Annotated in this window: 15 protein-coding genes; 5 read left to right on the top strand and 10 right to left on the bottom strand. The window is 67.3% G+C overall.

Annotated elements, in window-relative coordinates; translation table 11 throughout:
- Positions 1–193 precede the first annotated feature (193 nt).
- The 3 genes from EH199_RS04710 to gluQRS are packed head-to-tail and all read right to left on the bottom strand — an operon-like array spanning position 194 to position 1,881.
- On the bottom strand, positions 194–757 hold the full coding sequence (locus EH199_RS04710) for a cob(I)yrinic acid a,c-diamide adenosyltransferase (protein WP_124808119.1): 564 nt from the start codon (positions 755–757) through the stop codon (positions 194–196).
- Between the two features lie 36 nt (positions 758–793).
- Positions 794–1,024 (bottom strand): HIG1 domain-containing protein, encoded by a 231-nt coding sequence (locus EH199_RS04705; RefSeq protein WP_124808118.1) that lies wholly within the window; start codon positions 1,022–1,024, stop codon positions 794–796.
- A complete protein-coding gene (gluQRS, locus tag EH199_RS04700; protein ID WP_124808117.1) occupies positions 1,021–1,881 on the bottom strand; it encodes a tRNA glutamyl-Q(34) synthetase GluQRS in 861 nt (286 codons plus the stop codon). The genes EH199_RS04705 and gluQRS overlap by 4 nt, the downstream gene beginning before the upstream one ends.
- A 470-nt stretch (positions 1,882–2,351) precedes the next feature.
- On the opposite strand from gluQRS, the gene guaA reads away from it, so the two are divergent.
- Both guaA and EH199_RS04690 read left to right on the top strand, forming a co-directional pair.
- A complete protein-coding gene (gene guaA, locus EH199_RS04695) occupies positions 2,352–3,911 on the top strand; it encodes a glutamine-hydrolyzing GMP synthase (protein WP_124808116.1) in 1,560 nt (519 codons plus the stop codon).
- Positions 3,912–3,918: 7 nt separating this feature from the next.
- Complete coding sequence (locus EH199_RS04690; protein WP_124808115.1) at positions 3,919–4,344, top strand: GNAT family acetyltransferase; 426 nt, start codon at positions 3,919–3,921, stop codon at positions 4,342–4,344.
- A gap of 4 nt (positions 4,345–4,348) precedes the next feature.
- Here EH199_RS04690 and EH199_RS04685 read toward each other — a convergent pair whose 3' ends face one another.
- Positions 4,349–5,185: a class III extradiol ring-cleavage dioxygenase gene (locus tag EH199_RS04685; RefSeq protein ID WP_124808114.1), complete on the bottom strand. Its 837-nt coding sequence runs from the start codon at positions 5,183–5,185 to the stop codon at positions 4,349–4,351.
- Between the two features lie 284 nt (positions 5,186–5,469).
- Between EH199_RS04685 and EH199_RS04680 the strand changes: the two genes are divergently transcribed.
- Positions 5,470–8,898 (top strand): glycosyltransferase, encoded by a 3,429-nt coding sequence (locus EH199_RS04680; protein ID WP_124808113.1) that lies wholly within the window; start codon positions 5,470–5,472, stop codon positions 8,896–8,898.
- Here EH199_RS04680 and EH199_RS04675 read toward each other — a convergent pair.
- Both EH199_RS04675 and EH199_RS04670 read right to left on the bottom strand, forming a co-directional pair.
- Positions 8,854–10,167 (bottom strand): ATP-binding protein, encoded by a 1,314-nt coding sequence (locus EH199_RS04675; RefSeq protein WP_124808112.1) that lies wholly within the window; start codon positions 10,165–10,167, stop codon positions 8,854–8,856. The genes EH199_RS04680 and EH199_RS04675 overlap by 45 nt on opposite strands.
- Before the next feature lie 39 nt (positions 10,168–10,206).
- A complete protein-coding gene (locus EH199_RS04670) occupies positions 10,207–10,899 on the bottom strand; it encodes a response regulator transcription factor (protein ID WP_124808111.1) in 693 nt (230 codons plus the stop codon).
- Positions 10,900–10,981: 82 nt separating this feature from the next.
- Between EH199_RS04670 and EH199_RS04665 the strand changes: the two genes are divergently transcribed.
- The gene (locus EH199_RS04665; RefSeq protein WP_124808110.1) at positions 10,982–11,707 is read left to right on the top strand and encodes an AcvB/VirJ family lysyl-phosphatidylglycerol hydrolase; all 726 of its coding nucleotides are present in this window, start codon (positions 10,982–10,984) and stop codon (positions 11,705–11,707) included.
- Positions 11,708–11,730: 23 nt separating this feature from the next.
- Here EH199_RS04665 and EH199_RS04660 read toward each other — a convergent pair whose 3' ends face one another.
- Positions 11,731–12,540, bottom strand: a complete 810-nt coding sequence (locus tag EH199_RS04660) for a hypothetical protein (protein WP_124808109.1) — start codon at positions 12,538–12,540, stop codon at positions 11,731–11,733.
- Positions 12,537–13,253: an RNA polymerase sigma factor gene (locus EH199_RS04655; RefSeq protein WP_124808108.1), complete on the bottom strand. Its 717-nt coding sequence runs from the start codon at positions 13,251–13,253 to the stop codon at positions 12,537–12,539. The genes EH199_RS04660 and EH199_RS04655 overlap by 4 nt, the downstream gene beginning before the upstream one ends.
- A gap of 280 nt (positions 13,254–13,533) precedes the next feature.
- Between EH199_RS04655 and EH199_RS04650 the strand changes: the two genes are divergently transcribed.
- Positions 13,534–16,677, top strand: coding sequence for an autotransporter outer membrane beta-barrel domain-containing protein (locus EH199_RS04650; protein WP_124808107.1), 3,144 nt, complete (start codon positions 13,534–13,536; stop codon positions 16,675–16,677).
- 75 nt (positions 16,678–16,752) lie between these two features.
- Here the strand turns inward: EH199_RS04650 and EH199_RS04645 are convergent, their stop codons facing one another.
- Together EH199_RS04645 and EH199_RS04640 are read right to left on the bottom strand one after the other, a co-directional pair.
- Positions 16,753–17,859: an NADH:flavin oxidoreductase/NADH oxidase gene (locus tag EH199_RS04645; protein ID WP_124808106.1), complete on the bottom strand. Its 1,107-nt coding sequence runs from the start codon at positions 17,857–17,859 to the stop codon at positions 16,753–16,755.
- Between the two features lie 146 nt (positions 17,860–18,005).
- Positions 18,006–18,887, bottom strand: a complete 882-nt coding sequence (locus tag EH199_RS04640; protein WP_124808105.1) for a transglutaminase family protein — start codon at positions 18,885–18,887, stop codon at positions 18,006–18,008.
- Between the last annotated feature and the right edge of the window lie 10 nt (positions 18,888–18,897).

Below are 18,897 nucleotides of genomic sequence, written 5' to 3'. Positions count from 1 at the left end.
AGCCATTTGGACGTCCCGCAGGGATTTGACCAAAATGGCCTGTTGCGGCGTCGAGACGGCTTGAAATATCGACATATTCCTGCGCCCTCTCTCCTTGCACAAGGCCATTTTGCTTCAAACCTCGACCGCGCCAGTAACGGGTCCTGTCCCTAGCTTCGCACCCGCAGCATGGCAACGCCCATGGACACCGTGCCTAGGGGCGGTTCGCGCCCGGCACCCACAGCGGATCGGCACCGGCGTTGAGCGCGCGGGCCAGCACGAACAGATAGTCCGACAGGCGGTTGAGATAGGCCAGCGCGGCCGGGTTGACCGGCTCTTCCGCCCCCAGCGCCACCCCGGCCCGCTCCGCGCGCCGCGCAATCGCGCGCGCCAGATGGACCCGTGCCGCCGCTTCGCTTCCGCCGGGCAGAATGAAGCTGGTCAGCGGCGGCAGGCTCTCGTTCAGCACGTCGATCGCCTGTTCCAGCCACGCCACCTGCGCCGGAACGATGCGCAGCACCATCTCGGACGGGGTGAAATCCTCGCCCGGAGTCGCCAGATCGGCGCCGAGATCGAACAGGTCGTTCTGGATGCGATGCAGGTCGCGCGCGGTTGCCTCCGGCGCGGCCACGGTGGCAAGGCCGATGGCGCTGTTCGCCTCGTCCACTTCGCCGATCGCGATCATGCGCGGATCGTGCTTCGCGCGGCGCGACCCATCGACCAGCCCCGTGGTGCCGTCATCGCCCGTGCGGGTGTAGATCTTGTTGAGTTTCACCATCGCTGCAAGTCCGGTGCCGGCGGCTTCGTGACGGGATCAGCGCGAAGCGGCGAGCAGGATCACCACGACCAGAACCGCCAGCCCCTGATACTTGATGCGGTTGAACATCATCTTGTTCTGCAGGAGCTGCATTTCGGTCGCGCCTTGCTGGTCGCCGCGCTCCAGATCCTCGCGCGTGGACTTCAGGAAGGCGATGATGCCGCGCACCAGCGAGATGACCGCCATGGCCATCAGCACGATCAGCAGCGGGATCAGGACATACTTCATGGCGCTTGGTTTACGTATTCGGAGAGTGAAATACCAGTGTCAAAAAGGGCAGCGCGCAGATCGGCGGCCAGCGCTATGCCATCTTCCCCCGATAACCGGCGGTCCGAGAGCGAAGGCGCGTCCCGCCGCTTGGCCAGCTTGCGGCCATCCGCTTCCACCAGCACGGGGTGATGGTGCCACACCGGCACCGGCAGGCCAAGCAAGGCCTGTAACAGCCGGTGAACGTGAGTCGCCGCGAACAGGTCCGCCCCGCGCGTGACCACGGTGATCCCGTCGGCCGCATCGTCCACCGTCGCGGCAAGATGGTAGCTTGCCGGCGCATCCTTGCGCCACAGCACCACATCGCCGAACGCGCCGGGCCGCGCCTGCTGCGTGCCACGCCGCTCGTCGCGCCAGGTGAGTTCCCCAGCGGCGATCACGGCGCGCTCCATGTCGAGCCGCCAGGCCACATCGGGTCCGGGCGCGACCGGATGCTCGCGGCCTGTTCCCGGCCTGCACGTACCGGGATAGACCGGCCCGTCCGGCCCCTGCCTTGTCGCCATGGCGGCAATTTCGGCGCGCGTGCAGCGGCACGGATAGAGCAGCCCCGCCGCGCGCAGCGTGTCGGCCGCGGCGGCATAGGTGGCGATGCGTTGCGACTGGGGCGGCACGTCGCGCCACTTCAATCCCAGCCAGGCAAGGTCGGCGCGGAACGCTGCCGCCAGTTCCGGCCGGCTGCGCGCGCCGTCGATGTCCTCGATGCGCAGCAGGAATGCGCCCTGATCCCGCGCCGCGCGATCCTGCGCGACGATCGCGGCATAGGCATGCCCCAGGTGGAGCGGGCCGTTGGGGCTGGGGGCGAAGCGGGTGACGGTCACACTCCGCTGGTGTCCGCGTGCGGGCGGTTCCGTCAAGCATTGACGGCAAAGGCCGGCGCTTGCCCCTCAAACGAATCGCGCACAAACAAAACGGCCGCCCCACCGGGGCAGCCGCTTTTGTCGGTAGCGCTGTATTGGCTGTGCCGTCGGCTCAGGCGAGCGTGACGGTGAACATCATTCCGCTGAGGCCAGCGGCAAGGATGATCGGCAGCGCGTAAGTCGCAAAGCTGCGCATGGTATACCTCCTGTTATGGTGTACCTTCGCAGACATCCTCTCGGTTTCGAGGAAGCGCCGGCAGGGTGGGCTGGAGCTTTTTCGAACCGAGGCGCGCAATACGCCAATTGACGTATGCTGCAAGTGCGAAGCAAGCGCCCATGATTGCATGTAACGCAACTGTAATAATCGCGAACAATCGCTTTGAGGGACGCGACGGCTGGACAGAAACCGGCCCTCCCCTTATCGGCCTGCCATGAGCATCGAGCCTTCCGAATCCATCCTCATCGTCGATTTCGGCAGCCAGGTCACGCAGCTGATCGCCCGGCGCGTGCGCGAAGCCGGGGTCTATTCCGAAATCGCGCCGTTCACGCAGGCCGAAGCCGCGTTCCAGCGGATGAAGCCCAAGGGCATCATCCTTTCGGGATCGCCCGCCAGCGTGCCCGCCGATGGCTCTCCCCGCGCGCCGCAGGTGCTGTTCGACAGCGGCTTGCCGATCCTGGGCATCTGCTATGGCCAGCAGGTCATGAGCCACCAGCTCGGCGGCACGGTGGAGCCCGGTGATTCCGGCGAATTCGGCCGCGCCTTCCTGACCGTGACAGAACCCTGCGTGCTGTTCGACGGGCTGTGGCAGACGGGCGAGCGCCATCAGGTGTGGATGAGCCATGGCGACAAGGTGACGCAGTTCGCGCCTGGTTTCCGCATCGTCGCGGTATCGGACGGCGCGCCCTTCGCGGTGATCGCCAACGACGAGAAGAAGTACTACGGCACGCAATTCCACCCCGAAGTGGTCCACACGCCCGATGGCGGCAAGCTGATCGCCAATTTCGTGCGCCACGTCTGCGGCTGCGCCGGCGACTGGACCATGGCGGAATTCCGCAAGACCAAGATCGCCGAAATCCGCGAACAGGTGGGCGATGCCCGGGTGATCTGCGGCCTTTCCGGCGGCGTCGATTCGGCGGTGGCCGCCGTGCTGATCCACGAGGCGATCGGCGATCAGCTTACCTGCGTGTTCGTCGACCACGGCCTGATGCGGCTGGGCGAGGCCGAACAGGTCGTGAGCCTGTTCCGCAACGCCTATCACATCCCGCTGGTCCACGTGGATGCCTCCACGCTGTTCCTCAAGGGGCTCGAAGGCGTGACCGACCCCGAGGCCAAGCGCAAGTTCATCGGCAAGACCTTCATCGACGTGTTCGAGGCCGAGGCGAAGAAAGTCGGTGGCGCCGATTTCCTGGCGCAGGGCACGCTCTATCCCGACGTGATCGAAAGCGTCAGCTTCACCGGCGGTCCTTCGGTGACGATCAAGAGCCACCACAACGTGGGCGGCCTGCCCGAACGCATGAACATGCAGCTGGTCGAACCCTTGCGGGAGCTGTTCAAGGACGAAGTCCGCGCGCTGGGCCGCGAACTGGGCCTGCCCGAGATCTTCGTGGGCCGCCATCCTTTCCCCGGCCCGGGCCTGGCCATCCGCATCCCCGGCGAAGTGACGCGCGACCGTTGCGACATCCTGCGCAAGGCCGATGCGATCTACCTCGAGGAAATCCGCAACGCCGGCCTCTATGACGCGATCTGGCAGGCCTTCGCGGTGCTTCTGCCGGTCAAGACTGTGGGCGTCATGGGCGATTTCCGCACCTACGACAGCGTCTGCGGGCTGCGCGCGGTGACCTCCACCGACGGCATGACGGCGGACATCTACCCGTTTGATGCCGCCTTCCTCAGCCGCGTGGCGACGCGCATCGTCAACGAGGTGAAGGGCATCAACCGCGTGGTCTACGACTACACCAGCAAGCCGCCCGGCACGATCGAGTGGGAGTGATCGGCTTGTGCCGATAACGCTACGCGAAGCCACGGCCGAGGATCGCGATCCGGTGATCGCGCTGTGGCGCGCCGCCGGCCTGACGCGGCCGTGGAACGATCCCGAGGCGGATTACCGACTGGCGCTGGAAAACGCGGCGTCGACGGTGCTGGTGGCCGAGGACGGCGGGGATACGCTCGCCGGTGCGGTCATGGTCGGGTTCGACGGGCACCGGGGCTGGGTCTATTATCTGGGCGTCGCGCCCGGTCGGCAGCAGCAGGGCATCGGCCGAAGCCTCATGACGGCCGCCGAAGTCTGGCTGCAGGCGCGCGATTGCCCCAAGATCATGTTCATGGTCCGCACCGACAACCTGCCCACCCGCGCCTTCTATGCCGCGCTGGGGTACGAGGATCAGGCGGTGGTGACGATGGGCCGGCGGCTCGACGGGCGCTGACCGCTCACGCCGCCAGCCGGTCGAACCCGCTGGCGCTGCGGTCCTGCCCGAAGCGATAGGCCGACGCGGTGATGCCACCGCGCAGATCGTTCTGCGAATAGACGCAGATGGCCGGATCGCTGCCCGCCGCACCGACGGCGACCATCAGCGGGATCAGGTGATCCTCGCGCGGGTGGGCGATCCGCGCGGAAGGCGCGGCATCCCACTGCTCCAGCGCCCGCGCGCGATCCTCCGGCGCCAGGTCGATCAGGGCATGGCGCAGCCAGGCGTCGAACTGCGCGGAAGGCGCCGACGCGCGTGCATCGAACATGCGAAGGTTGTGATAGGACAAGCCCGAGCCGATGATCAGCACGCCCTCCGCGCGCAGCGGGGCGAGCGCGCGCCCCAGCGCCAGATGCGCGGCCGGGTCATAACCTTCCTTCATCGACAGGCTTACGACCGGCACTTGCGCATCGGGATAGATCGGCTGGAGCATCGAGAACGTGCCATGATCGAACCCGCGCGTCGGATCGGCGTTCATCGCGATGCCGGCCTGCGCCGCCAGCTCCCGCACGCGCTCCGCCAGCGCGGGCGATCCGGGCGCGGGATAGCGGATGTGGTAGGTGTGCTCGGGAAAGCCGAAATAGTCATAGACCATCCCCGGCTGCGCGGCGCTGGAAACGGTGAAATCCGCTTCTTCCCAATGCCCGGAAATCGCCAGGACGGCCTTGGGCGGTTCGGGCAACTGCCCGGGCAGGGCCTTGAGCGAGGCTTCGAGCCAATCGAAATCGCGCCGGAACGGGCCTTCCAGCCATGGCCAGGGGCCGCCGCCGTGGGACAGGAAATAGACGGGCTGCAACATGATCTCACCTTCTGCTGGCGCCCGGTTTAAGCGCACGGACGCCGGCGGGACAGTGCTCAAATGCCATTGATGATGTTCGGAAATCCGGAACAGGCCCTCCATGGCCAAAACGTAATGTTTTGCTCACGCCACCGTTGCGTGCGCCAGCCTAGAAAACAGTCCGGCGGCAAGGCAGTTGTCGATGGATCGCAACGTGACGGTCCCCTGTTCCGATACATTCTCCAACTGCCTTGCCGTCACCGGCCGCGCGCCAGATGGCGCGAGGCCAGAACCGGGGAATGCTGGTGTCACGTCCAATCTTTTTCGATCCGACTGGCCGCCGCCGCCGCTGGACGCGCCGCGGCGCCTTCGCGATTCTGGCGCTCCTGCTGGCCGTCTGCGCCATTTTCGCGACGACCGTGGCGACCGTCAGCGCCCCTTCCCCCCTGCCGTTCGGGACCGAACGCACCGCACCGCTGCCCCTGAAGGCACAGGTCAGCCGTCTCTCCCACCGGATCGAGCGCCTGTTCGGCCACAATCCCGCGCCCGCGCGCAAGCCCGGCGCGCCGCTGACCGTTGGTTTCTACACGTCGTGGACCGATGACAGCGCCGATACGCTGGCGCACCACGCCGGCGAGCTGGACTGGGTGGCGCCCACGCTGATGTCGATCGACCAGGCCGGCAATCTCCATGCCAACGACGATGCCCGGATGCGCCGCGTCCTCGCCGCCGCGATTCACCGCCCCCTGGTCGTTCCGGTACTGCAGAACGCCAGCAACGGCACGTGGGACGGCGCGGGCACTGCCCGCGCGCTGGCCAACCCGGCCCGCCGCGCCGCGCTGGTGCAGGGCGTCGACCAATTCCTCGACAAGACCGGCGACGGCGGGGTGATGGTCGATTTCGAGAACATGCCGGAAGGCAGCCTGGGGCTGCTCCGCCAGTTCGTGGCCGATTTGCACGCGCGGCTTGCGCCGAAACACCGGGTGGTATCGGTGACCATGCCGGTCGACGATCCGGCCTGGTCCACGCGCGCCTTCGCGCAAGTGGCCGACAAGGTCGTGCTCATGGCCTATGACGAGCACTGGCAGGGTGGAGAACCCGGCCCGATCGCCTCGAACGGCTGGTTCACGGCGCACCTCGCCGATTCGCTGAAAGGCGTGGCCGCCAGCAAGATCATCGTCGCGCTGGGCAACTATGCCTACGACTGGCACGAAGGCCATGCCGACAGCCTCACGGTGGAGGAAGCCTGGCTTTCCGCACACGACAGCGGGGCAACGCCCACCTGGGACAAGGCAAGCGGAAACCCCGGTTTCGCCTATACCGACAACGGCGTGCGCCATGACGTGTGGCTGCTCGATGCCGCCGCCAGCTGGAACCAGATGCAGGTGCTTTCGCGCATGGGCATCAATTCGGTCGCGCTGTGGCGGCTGGGCTCGGAAGATCCGGGATTCTGGAACACGCTCAAGAGCTGGAACGCCGGCGCCCGGGCCGGGCGTGCGGCCGGCGCGCGGCCCGACCTTGGCCACATCAGCGAATCGACCAATGCCGATGTCGAGGACAATGGCGAAATCCTGCGCATCGACGCGACGCCGACGCCCGGCCAGCGCGCCGTTTCGTTCGATCCGCGCTCGAACCTGATCACTGGCGAACAGTATGTGACGCTGCCCACACCCTATGTCGTGCGCCGCACCGGCGACCGGCCCAAGCTGGTGGCGCTGACCTTCGACGACGGCCCCGATCCGGTCTGGACGCCGCAAATCCTCTCCGTGCTGGAACAGTACCATGTCCCCGGCACGTTCTTCGTGATCGGCGAAAACGGCGTGGGCAACCGGGGGCTGCTGCGCCGCCTTGTTGCCGAAGGCAACGAGATCGGCAACCACAGCTACACCCATCCGAACATGGCGGACGAGAGCGATACCGGCATCAAGCTGGAGCTAAACGCCACGCAGCGCCTGATCGAAGCCTATACCGGCCGTTCCACCCGCCTGTTCCGCGCGCCCTATTTCGGCGATGCCGAACCGACCACGACCGACGAACTGGGGCCGGCGCTGGTAGCGCAGCAACAGGGCTATACCATCGTCGGCCTCCACGCCGATCCGGGCGACTGGGTCAAGGGCCGCAGCGCCGACGAGATCGTGCAGCGCACGCTCGATGCCGTGCGCAACGGCAACGGCGATCGTTCCGCCAACGTAATCCTGCTGCACGATGGCGGCGGCAACCGGGCGGAAACGGTGAAGGCGCTGCCGCGCATCATCGCCACGCTGCAGGCCGAAGGCTACCGCTTCGTGCCGGTATCGACGCTGGCCGGCCTGACCCGCGACGACGTGATGCCGCAGGTTTCCGGGCTGGATCTGCTGGCCGTGCGCGCCGACGTGGCGATCTTTTCGAGCCTGGCGGCGGCGATCGACGGTCTGGACTGGATCTTCTTCTTCGCCATCGCGCTCGGCATGGCGCGGGCGATCAGCATGACCGCGCTGGCCCTGTTCCCCGAACGCCGCCTGGGCCTGTCGCGCGATTCCACCTATCGCCCGCTGGTGAGCGTGATCATCCCCGCCTACAACGAGGAGCGAGTGATCGAGGCGTCGGTCCACCGCATTCTCGCCAGCGACTATCCGCACATGGAAGTGATCGTGGCGGACGACGGATCGAAGGACCGCACCAGCCCGATCGTGTCGGCCGCATTCGGCAACGAACCGCGCGTACGGCTGATGACCATGGCCAACGGCGGCAAGGCCTCGGCGCTCAACCGGGCGCTGGCACAGGCCAGTGGCGAGATCATCGTCGCGCTCGACGCCGATACGCAGTTCGAGCCGCAGACGATCAGCAAACTGGTGCGCTGGTTCGAACTCGATCACATCGGCGCGGTCGCCGGCAATGCCAAGGTCGGCAACCGGGTGAACATCGTCACGCGCTGGCAGGCCGTGGAATACGTCACCGCGCAGAACATCGAACGCCGCGCGCTGACCCGGTTCGACGCGATCATGGTGGTGCCCGGCGCGGTCGGCGCCTGGCGGCGCAGCGCGCTGGAGGACGTCGGCGGCTATCCCGAAGACACGCTGGCCGAGGACCAGGACCTGACCATCGCCATCCAGCGCAAGGGCTGGAAGATCGCCTACGACGAGGACGCGGTGGCGTGGACCGAAGCGCCCGAAACGCTGCGCGCGCTGGGCAAGCAGCGTTTCCGCTGGGCGTTTGGCACGCTCCAGTGCCTGTGGAAGCACCGCGCCATCCTGCGCGAGCGGCACCCCAGCGGCCTTGCCTTCGTGGGCATGCCGCAGGCCTGGCTGTTCCAGATCCTGTTCGCGCTGATTTCGCCGCTGATCGATCTGGCGCTCGGCATCTCGATCGTGGGAACGATCGTGCGCGTGATGCAGCACGGCTGGGATCAGACGCAGACCGACGTATTGCGCATGGGCATCTACTGGATCGGCTTTACCACTGTGGACCTGCTGTGCGGCTGGATCGCCTATCGCCTCGACGTGCGCGAAAAGCGGTTCCCGGCGCTGCTGCTGCTGACGCAACGCTTCGTCTATCGCCAGTTGATGTATGGCGTGGTGATCCGCGCGGTGGGCGCGGCGACGGCGGGGCTGGGGATCGGCTGGGGCAAGCTGGAACGGACTGGCCGCGTAAGCGTCGCCCCGTCGGCCACCGCTGCCGCTCCGGCCCCGGCCGCTCCGCCCGAAGCGCCTTCAGCGCGGGAGCCGCAGGGTAGCCACGAGCCCGCGCTCACCTGACAGCACCAGTTCGCCGCCATGGAGCCGCGCGACGGCGGCGACCATGGCGAGCCCCAGCCCGCCCCCGGTGCGCGTGCGTGCGTTGTCGAGCCGCACGAACCGTTCGACCACGCGCGCCCGGTCCTGCTCGGGAATGCCGGGTCCATCGTCGCTGACGATGATCTCGCCCCAGCCTTCGGCCGCGCGCGTGGCCACGGTGATGGTGGAGCCGCCATATTTCAGCGCGTTGTCGATCAGATTGGCCAGCGCGCGGGACAGGAATTCGCGATCGGCCGGCACGGTGACGCTGCGCGCATCGGCACACAGCGTCACGCCCGATTGTTCCGCCAGCGGTTCGTAGAGTTCGACCAGATCCTCGGCCACGGCGGCCAGATCCAGCGGCACGCGCCGATCCTGGATGGCGCCGCCTTCCAGCCGGCTGATCTCCAGCGCGTTTTCCAGCATCGACCGCAGCGCATCGGCATCCGCCCGCGCCGCCTGCAGCGCGTCCGCCGCGCCGGGTTCGTCAACGCGCGCCAGAGCCGTGTCGATCGCCGCCGAGAGCCGGGTGACGGGGGAGCGCAGGTCGTGCGCCAACGCTCCGGAAATGGCGCTTAGCTGCGAAACCAGTTCGTCGATCCGTTCGGCCATCAGGTTCATCTGCAGGCGCAGGTGATCGAAGCCGTCCCCCGTATCCCGCGTCGACAGGCGCGCGCCGAAATTGCCGGAAGCCAGTTCCGCCGCGGTGTCGGCGATCTCATGCGTGCGCTGGCTGATCACGAAACCGAGCAGCAGCGCGCTCACGGTGGCAAGGGCTACGGCGATGACGACGGTAAGGCCGATTGCGGCCGCGAAGGCCAGCGTGAAGCGCCGCTCGACCGCGCCGAGCACGCCGACGACCAGCGTATCGCCGCCAGGCAGGCTGCTGGCGATCGCCATCCCCTCCGTTTCGGGCAGGCTGGGGCCGCGATGGATGTGCACGATGTGCGGCTGCGCCGACACCGAAATCGAGGGCACGCGCGACAGGTTGTTGAGGATCGTCGGCCCGTGCCCCGAAAGCGCGATGAACACCGTGGGGTCCGCCGCGCTGCCGCGCTTGGCGTTGATGAAATTGGCCAGTTCGTCGCGGCCGCCGTCGTAATAGGCGGTCAGCAGATCGTCGCGCAGATCGGTCACCTGCCGCACGCGATCGCTGCGCACCACCTCGAGCATCTCGGTGCGCAGGAAGAAGATCGCCGCCATGCTGGACAGGAGTTGCAGCACGAACACGGCGGCAACCAGCCGCATCATGGTTGGAGAAGGGCGCCGCCGGGCCGACATCGGGTCCGCTCAGTCCAGCGCCAGCCGGTATCCCGCACCGCGCACCGTGTGGAACAGCGGCTGATCCTCCCCGTCGTCGATCTTGCGTCGAAGCCGGCTGATATGCACGTCGATGACGTTGGTGCCGGGATCGAAGTGATAGTCCCACACCGCCTCCAGCAGCATGGTTCGCGTCACCACCTCGCCCTGGTGCAGCAGCATGTACTCCAGCAAGCGGAATTCGCGCGGCTGCAGCGCGATCTTGCGCGTTCCCCGGCGCACCTGCCGGGTGAGCCGATCCAGTTCGAGATCGCTGCACCGCAATGTCGTTTCCTGCGCCGGCTTCTGCGCCGTTCCGCCACCACGCCGGATCAGCGCCTGCACGCGTGCCAGCAGTTCGGCGAAGGAAAACGGTTTGCCGAGGTAGTCGTCCGCGCCCGCCGTCAGCCCCGCGATCCGGTCGTCGGTGCTGCCAAGCGCCGACAGGATGATCACCGGCGTCCGCACTTCGGCCGCACGCAGCGCCTTTAGCACGGAAAGGCCATCCATCCCCGGCAGCATCCGGTCCAGCACCACCACGTCAAACTGGCTGTCGGTGGCCAGGAAAAGACCATCGCGCCCGGTTGTGGCGCGATCGACCGTGAAACCTTCCTCATCCAGTCCCCGCGCGATGTAATCGCCGATCTGGGGATCATCTTCGACCAGCAGGATACGTCCAGCCACAAACCCGTTCCATGACAGTTGATGACAGCGTGTTAATGCTTTCCCCACGCGCGGGATAGAGGGCAGCGGGTATCTGAAGCAAATGGCCGATAGCTCTTTGGGTCGCAAATTGCTGGGCTGGGCAGCCGTCCTCCCCATCGTCGCCGTGGCGGCGGTCGGGGCGGGCGGTTGCTTCCTGCGCGATCCGACGCGCTTTCAACCCGCCGCGCGATCCGTTACCGGCCGCCCGGTCGCCGTCTATTTCGCCGGGACAGCCGGGCTGCTGCCGATGGGCGACGAGCCCGACATAGCAACGGCCCTGCGACGCCAGGGCGTGCCCGTGCTGAGGGTGGACACCCCCTCCCTGTTCGTGGGCGACAAGGACCGGGCCTATGTCGATCAACTGGTGGATGACAGCATTCGCAAGGCGCTGTCCGCCAGCGGCGCCGAACACGTCGCGCTGATCGGCTTCACGTTCGGCGCGGACATTCTCGACACCGGACTGGGCGCGGTTCCGCCCGATCTGCGGCATCGCATTTCGTCCGTGGTGCTGATCCGCCCCGATCCCACGGTCCATTTCCACGCAGGGCCGGCGTGGCTGCGGCTGCACGACGTGCCCGATAGCGATCCGCATCGCACCCTGCGCCTGCTGCGTGGACTCAGCGTCACCTGCATTCAGGCGGATAGCGACAACCTGTGCGCCTCGCCGGGGCTGGAAGGCATGCGGCGCGTGTCGTTAGCCGGCCCCCGCCCGGCATTCTGGCAGAAGCGCGATCTCACCGCGGCCGCCATGCATGCGGTCCTGTTTCCGGCAGGGGTGATGCAATGAGGGGCCGCTTCGCCCCGCGGCGATCAGAACGGATGGCCGCCGCCAGCACCGCCGGGCAGACGGCCGCCGGGGCCTCGTCCGGGCGGGGGCGCGGAATTTTCCTGCGCCGGAGCGCCGGGCACGGCAGCGGAGCCACCTCCCGGCGGAGAGAGAGCGCCGACATAGCCGTAAGCCTGCGGCGCGGGCGGCCCCATCAATCCGCGCGACGGTATCTGCGGACCGGTCTTTTCGTCGTCGTCATCGCGAGGGCCGATGAGTTCGCCCTTCGGCGCCGCGGCCGCCGACGCCAGAACCTCGGGCGTCATTTCCACCGGAACAGCGGGCGATGCCTCGACTGGAATCGCCTCCTCCTCCGGCATGGCTGTCTGCGCGGTCACGGGGCGCGAAGGGGTGGCCGCGGCCGCCAGTTTCGTCCGGGGCGCTGCGAGGGCGGGCGGCTTTCCGTCAGCCGTGTCCGGCACGGCCGGCGCGAATGCCATCGGAGCGCCGCCTCCGCTCGCCGGAATACCCTGCGGATCGGCACCCATCCCTATCATCGCCACGGCCGCTATTCCGGCAGCCAGCGCTCCGATGCCGCCGCCAGCCGCCAGCCGCCGCCAGACAGGGTGGCGTGGCCGCTGGGACGGAACCGACGCCGCCACCTGCGCCGCCACCGGCCGCGCCGTCACGCCAGTGGCTGCCGCCTGTGGCGCGACAGCCTGAGGCAGCAGCGGCACTTCCCGCACGATCCGCGCGATCAGGTCAGCGGGAACAGCCGGCGCAGATAGCTGGTCCAGCGCGCGGTCCAGCGCCGCCTCGCGCGCGGCGGGTGCGATCGGGATCACCCGCCTCATGCCCGCAGTTCCATGCCATAGGCCACGACCGGTTCGCGTGCGCGCAGATCGGCAACGCCCACGTCGCGCGCTTCCAGCAGTTCGCGCAAGTGACGCCGAGCCCTGAACAGAAGCGATTCCATGGCCTTTATGTTAAGTTCCAGAACTTCGGCGGCAAGCGCGTTTGTGAAGCCCTCGTAATAGCACAGCACAAGCGCGGCCCGATACCGTTCGGGCAGGTCCGCCAGGGCCCCTGCAACCGCCGCCCGCGCCTGATCCGCCTCGATCGTGGCGTCGGCCAGCGGCATGGGATCGGCGCGTTCGGGCAGATCGGGCGTGATCACCACGCGAAAACGGCGCTTCCGGTCGAAGCACAGGTTCATCGCGACGCGATGGAGCCAGCCCACCAGCCCCGCCCCGCTCGATTGCCACCGCGGGGCCTGCTGCCACAGACGCGCGAAACATTCCTGCACCACGTCTTCGGCTTCGTGGCCATCGCCCAGCATACGCATCGCCACGCGGTAAAGCGCGGGGGTATGCCGTTCGACCAGCACGGAAAACGCGGCGATCACGCCACGTCCCACTTCACCCATCAACGACAGGTCATCGAACGCCGACCACAGCATGGGAGCGTCGGGCGCAAGCGAGGCATGGTCGGTCGCGAATGCCCCGTCCGCTCCGGAATCGCCTAGGAAAGTCACACCGACTGTCGCCTCCACGCGCCGTTCCGTCATCGGGAACCCACGGCCCGGCTCTTGCTGGCGGTCCAACCCTGAACGGCGAATTTACCGACGTTGCGCAACGAAATATTTCATCGCCCCCGGCGCGAAGGGTTTGAGAGGCTGGGCCGTTTTAGTCACCGGAACCACCGTGGCCCCTTACCCTCGAAGTTCGATGTCGCGTTGTTTCCGCCCTGTCGAGAACACCGCCGGCATCAGTCGAGCTTGCGGGTCGCACCACAAAACCGGGCCTGCGATTCGATCGCAGGCCCCATTTCACGGATCACGTCCCCCCATGCATCGTCACCGCACGCCCCGTTTCTTCGCTGCCGTTTCGCTCGGTTCGCTGACCTTCGCGCTCGGCGCACAGGTTGCCCTGGCCGACACCACGGTCGGCGGCAACAGCACCACCCCCGTTCTCACCTCGACAGGCGGCAATGTAACAGTCGCCAGCGGCGGCACGATCACGCTGGTCAACGGCAGCGCCGTGACGGTCGATTCCTCCAACACCGCTACCGTCGCTTCAGGTGGCACGATCGCCATGGGCGCGGGCAACGGCGCGACCGGGATCACCGTCAACCCCGGCACCACCACCACGATATCGAACGCCGGGGCGATCAACGTCACCGAGAATTACACCGCCCCCTTCATCACCAACAACGGCGTCAACATCGCCGATGGCCCCATCGCGGCCGCATCGAACCGGTACGGCATCCACGTGCTATCGGGCGGCACGGTGACCGGATCGGTCACCAACTCCGGCACGATCTCCGTCGAGGGACTCAATTCCGCCGGCATCGCGCTCGATTCGACGCTCAACGGCAATCTCGGCAATACCGGCACGATCTCGGTAAAGGGCGATAACAGCGCCGGCATCCGCACGTCCGCGGTAACCGGCAATGTCACCGTGGGCGGAACCGTCACGGCGATCGGCCAGGGCGCGCAGGCGCTGGTCACCAGCGGCGATATCGGCGGCACGCTGAAGATCAACGGCACCCTGGGGCAAGCCACCACCTACACCGCCGACGACGGCACCTCGCAGGTTCTTTCGCGCACCGCGCTGCAAAGCGGGGCAGCCGCGGTGGAAGTGGACGGAAACGTCGCGGGCGGGGTCCTGATCGCGGCTCCCAATTCCAGCACGTCGACCGAGACCACCGGTTCGATCCAGTCCTATGGTAGCAGCCCCGGGCTCCAGATCGGCGGCGCGAACAACATCGCGATCGGCACCGTGGTCAGCAACGATGGCACCTATTCGGTGGCGGTGGACGGCAGCGTGACCGCCAATGCCTATTACAGCTCGACCAACGCCTATGGCATCGTGATCGGGGGCAAGGGCGGCAACGTGAACCTGGCCGGCGGCATCGGCATCAACGGCAACGTCACCGCGACGACCAACGATGCCAACGCCACCGCCATTCTCATCAACCAGGGCTCCACGGTTCCCACGCTTTACGTCAGCGGCACGGTCAAGGCCGCCAGCACATCGCTGGGCATCAGCGCCTATGCGGTCCGCGACCTGTCGGGCACGCTGACGACGGTGAACAACACCGGCTTCATCACCTCCAACCAGGGCAGCCAGTCCGGGGCGATCGATCTTTCCGCCAACACCAGCGGCGTCACCGTCAAGCAGTACCTCAACGCGACCGATGCGGCCTCGCAAAAGACCGACAAGGCCGCGGCGGGCTACAACGTCGATACCGCCACGGTCTATGCGGCGATCACCGGCAACATCTACACCGGCAGCGGCAACGACACGCTGGATGTCGAAACCGGCAAGATCACCGGCAACACGTTCCTTGGCGCCGGCAACGACACCGTGATCATGGCCGACGATTCGAAGTATATCGGCAACATCGATTTCGGCACGGGCACCGCCACGATGACGATGGGCGGCAATTCGCGCTTCACCGGCACGCTGATCTTCAACGACCAGCCGGCCACGCTGACGCTCAACGACAGCTCGATCTGGCGGGGCACCGTCACGGGCGGTTCGCAGGCAACGGTCAACGTCAACTCGGGCCTGTTCGCCGCCAACGCGACCGGCAACATCGCGGTCAACTCGCTCAACGTGGGCGCGAACGGCACGCTGGGCGTCTATGTCGATGGCACCACCGGCACGAGTTCAACCTTCGTCACCAATACGGCGACGTTCGCCAGCGGATCTAAGATCACCGCCTCGCTCACGTCCATCGCCAAGGCGGAAGGCACGTATACGGTGCTGACGTCCAACGGCCTTACGGGCGCTTCGAACCTGAGCGCCAGCAATCTGGCCCTGCCGGTCCTCTACGCCGGCACCCTGGCCACGCAGGGCAACAACCTGCAACTCACCATCGCCCGCAAGACCGCCGCGCAACTGGGGCTGACCGCCGCGCAAGGCGCCATCTACAACCCGATCATCGCGCAGGCCCAGGCGCTGACGGCCGCCGGCGGCACCCCTTCCGCTCTCGAAACCGACCTGCTGCAGGTGGCCGACACGCCCACGCTGCAAGCGCAGTTCAACCAGCTGATGCCCGATTATGCCGGGGGCGTGTTCGATTTCGTGACACGCGGCTCCCGTCTTGCCGCGCAGCACGTGCAGGACGATTCCTCGCTGTTCACGATCAGCAACGTGGGCGGCTGGTTCGAGCCGATCTATTTCCACGGCGGCAAGCAGACGACCGGCACCGCCGGCTTCTCCGACCATGGCTTCGGCCTTTCCGGCGGGCTTGAACGCGTGACGGGCATCGGCAACGTCGGCCTTTCGCTTACCTGGATCAGCGGCAAGGTGAACACCAGCAGCTACCAGTCGGTGAAGACCAGCAACCTCGAGGTCGGCGCCTTCTGGCGCATGGCCAAGGGGCCGTTCTACGCCTTCGCCCGGGTGGGGGGGAGCCGCCTTTCGGCAACCTCCGCGCGCACCTTCACGGGGGCCGTCAGCGGCACCAGCTTCAATTATACCGCGGCTGGCAAGTGGAAGGGCTGGATGATCACCGGATCGGGCGGCGCGTCCTATGGCTTCGATGTGGGCGGCAACTTCCAGCTGCGCCCCAAGGCGATCGTCGAATACTATCGCCTGCACGAAAACGCCTATGACGAAACCGGCAGCGCGCCGATCATCCTGGAGGTGGCCGGGCGCAACAGCAGCGCGCTGACCGGCACGACCACGCTGGTCGCGAGCTGGAGCAGCGGCCCCAGCTCCTATGAAGGCCGCCCGTTCACCGTCGAAGTCGAAGGCGGCCGGCGCAACCAGCTTTCGGGCCATCTCGGCACCACGCTCGCCAACTTCACCGACGGCAACCAGTTCGCGCTGACGCCGGACAGCCTGAAGTCGGCCTGGCTGGGCAAGGTCAGCATCCTGCAGGGCGGCCTGGACTACACCTGGCGCCTGACCGGGGGGGCTGAACGGGCGCAGGGCGTGGTCGACTATTCGATCCGCGCTTCGCTCAGCATCGCGCTCTGACGCGGGCGTAGAGCCATCGGGCAGGGGTCTGGGGCCACGTGCTCCAGGCCCCTCCCCTTTTGCGTCGGCAGCGCTTCAGCCCGCCGCGAAGAGATGGCGATACTGGTGCGGCTGGCAGCGAAGATACTGGTCCGCCGCATGGACCGAGGCGCCAAGATGGGCCGCCGCGTGCCAGGGCCAGCGCGGGTCGTAGAGGATGGTGCGCGCCAGCGCGACGAGGTCCGCATCGCCCGAAGCGACGATCTGTTCAGCCTGCTCGAACCCGGTGATGAGCCCGACCGCGATCACGGGAATGGAGACGGCCTGCTTCACCGCGCGCGCCAGCGGCACCTGATATCCGGGAGCCACGGGAATCGCCTGACGCGGATCAAGGCCGCCGCTGGAGACGTGGATCGCGGCCGCGCCCCGGCGCTCCAGTTCGCGCGCGAAGGCGACGGTCTGCTCCGCATCCCAGCCGCCGTCCACCCAGTCGGTTCCGGATACGCGGACCGTCACCGGGCGCTCCGCCGGGAAGGCGGCGCGCACGGCATCGAACACTTCCAGCGGGAACCGCATCCGGTTCTCCAGGCTGCCGCCATAGGCATCATCCCGCCGGTTCGAAAGCGGCGACAGGAACTGGTGCAGCAGATAGCCGTGCGCACCGTGAATCTGCACGGCATCGATACCGATCCGCGCCGCGCGCCGCGCCGCTTCGGCAAAGGCATCGCGGATGCGGTCCATCCCGGCGCGGTCGAGCGCCAGCGGCGGGTTCTCTCCGGCGGCGAACGGAACGGCGGAAGGCGCCTCGGTCTGCCAGCCGTTGTCCGCGTCCGGCGCGATCTGGCCCTTGCCCAGCCACGGCTTGTCGGTCGAAGCCTTGCGCCCGGCATGCCCCAGCTGGATGGCGATGGGCATCGGCGAATGGCGGCGCAGGCTTTCCACCACACGGGCCATCGCCGCCTCGGTCCGGTCATCCCACAGGCCGACGTCGGCATAGCTGATCCGCCCTTCCGGCAGCACGGCCGTCGCCTCGATCGTCAGCACGCCCGCGCCCGATTGGGCAAGATTGCCGAGGTGCATGAGGTGCCAGTCGGTCATCTCGCCATCGACGGCAGAATACTGGCACATCGGCGCGATCACGATGCGGTTGGAAAGCGAAAGCCCGCCGATATCAAGCGGTTCGAACAACGTGGGGTGCGCCATGCGCCTGTCTCCTGTTCCGGGCAGCATGGCCCGATCGCGCGAAGATAGGAAGCTGCTCCGGGATTGCACCCGCTGCCTGCGCGCAATTCCGCTTGCCGGCGCAAAAGGTTTACTCTCCCGCGGGATCGGCCCCGCGCCCACCCCGTTCAATCGACCGGAACAACGTCCACGGCAACAGTCATGTTCTGGCTTCCGCCGCCCAGAAACACGCCGTCGATCGGGGCGACGTCGGCATAGTCGCGCCCCATCGCGGTGAAGATGTGATCGGTGCCCGCGAAGATTGCGTTGGTGGGATCGAAGCCGACCCAGCCCAATTCGTCCCCGCACCACAGGTTGACCCAGGCGTGCATGGCGTCGGCGCCAACCAGCCTCGGTTTGCCCGGCGGCGGCAGCGTGCGGAGATAACCGCTGACATAGGCCGCGGGAATGCCGTGCGCGCGCGCCGCCACGATCATGATGTGGGCGAAGTCCTGGCAGACGCCACGGCGCAGGCGGAACGCCACGTCGGGCGGCGTATCCGCTACCGTGGCGCTGCCATCGTACTTGAACTCGCCATGGATCGCTTCCATCAGCGCCCGCCCGGCGGCCAGCGTGGGCGTTCCGGGGGTGAAGAACCGGGTCGCCCAGCCCGCGATCTCGGGCGAAATCTGCGCCACCGTGGAACCGTAGAGATAACCGGCGGGGCTGGTGGACGACAGATCGCGCCGCACCAGCGTTCGTTCGCGCACTTGCGCCACGGTGGGGCTGACCGCCATGTCGAGCGAAAAGCACGGCGGCGCCACTTCCACGCGGAACCGGGCCTCGATCGACAGCTTCTTCAGCGGCGCATCGATCGACAGGCGCGCGCGGTTGACCACCCACGGCCCGCTTTCCTGCTGGATCGCGGACGGCGCCGGATCGATGTTCAGCGTATAATCGCGCAGGATCTGTCCCGGCCACGACGCCGGCTTCAGGCGCAGGTTGAAGCGCGCCAGACGCACGCCGCCCGCGTATTGCACGGTGGTGAGATGCCGGACATCGTAGATCATCGCCGGACCA

It is taken from the genome of Novosphingobium sp. LASN5T, assembly GCF_003856955.1.
Lineage (GTDB): Bacteria > Pseudomonadota > Alphaproteobacteria > Sphingomonadales > Sphingomonadaceae > Novosphingobium.
This window is presented reverse-complemented; position numbering and strand designations above follow the sequence as displayed.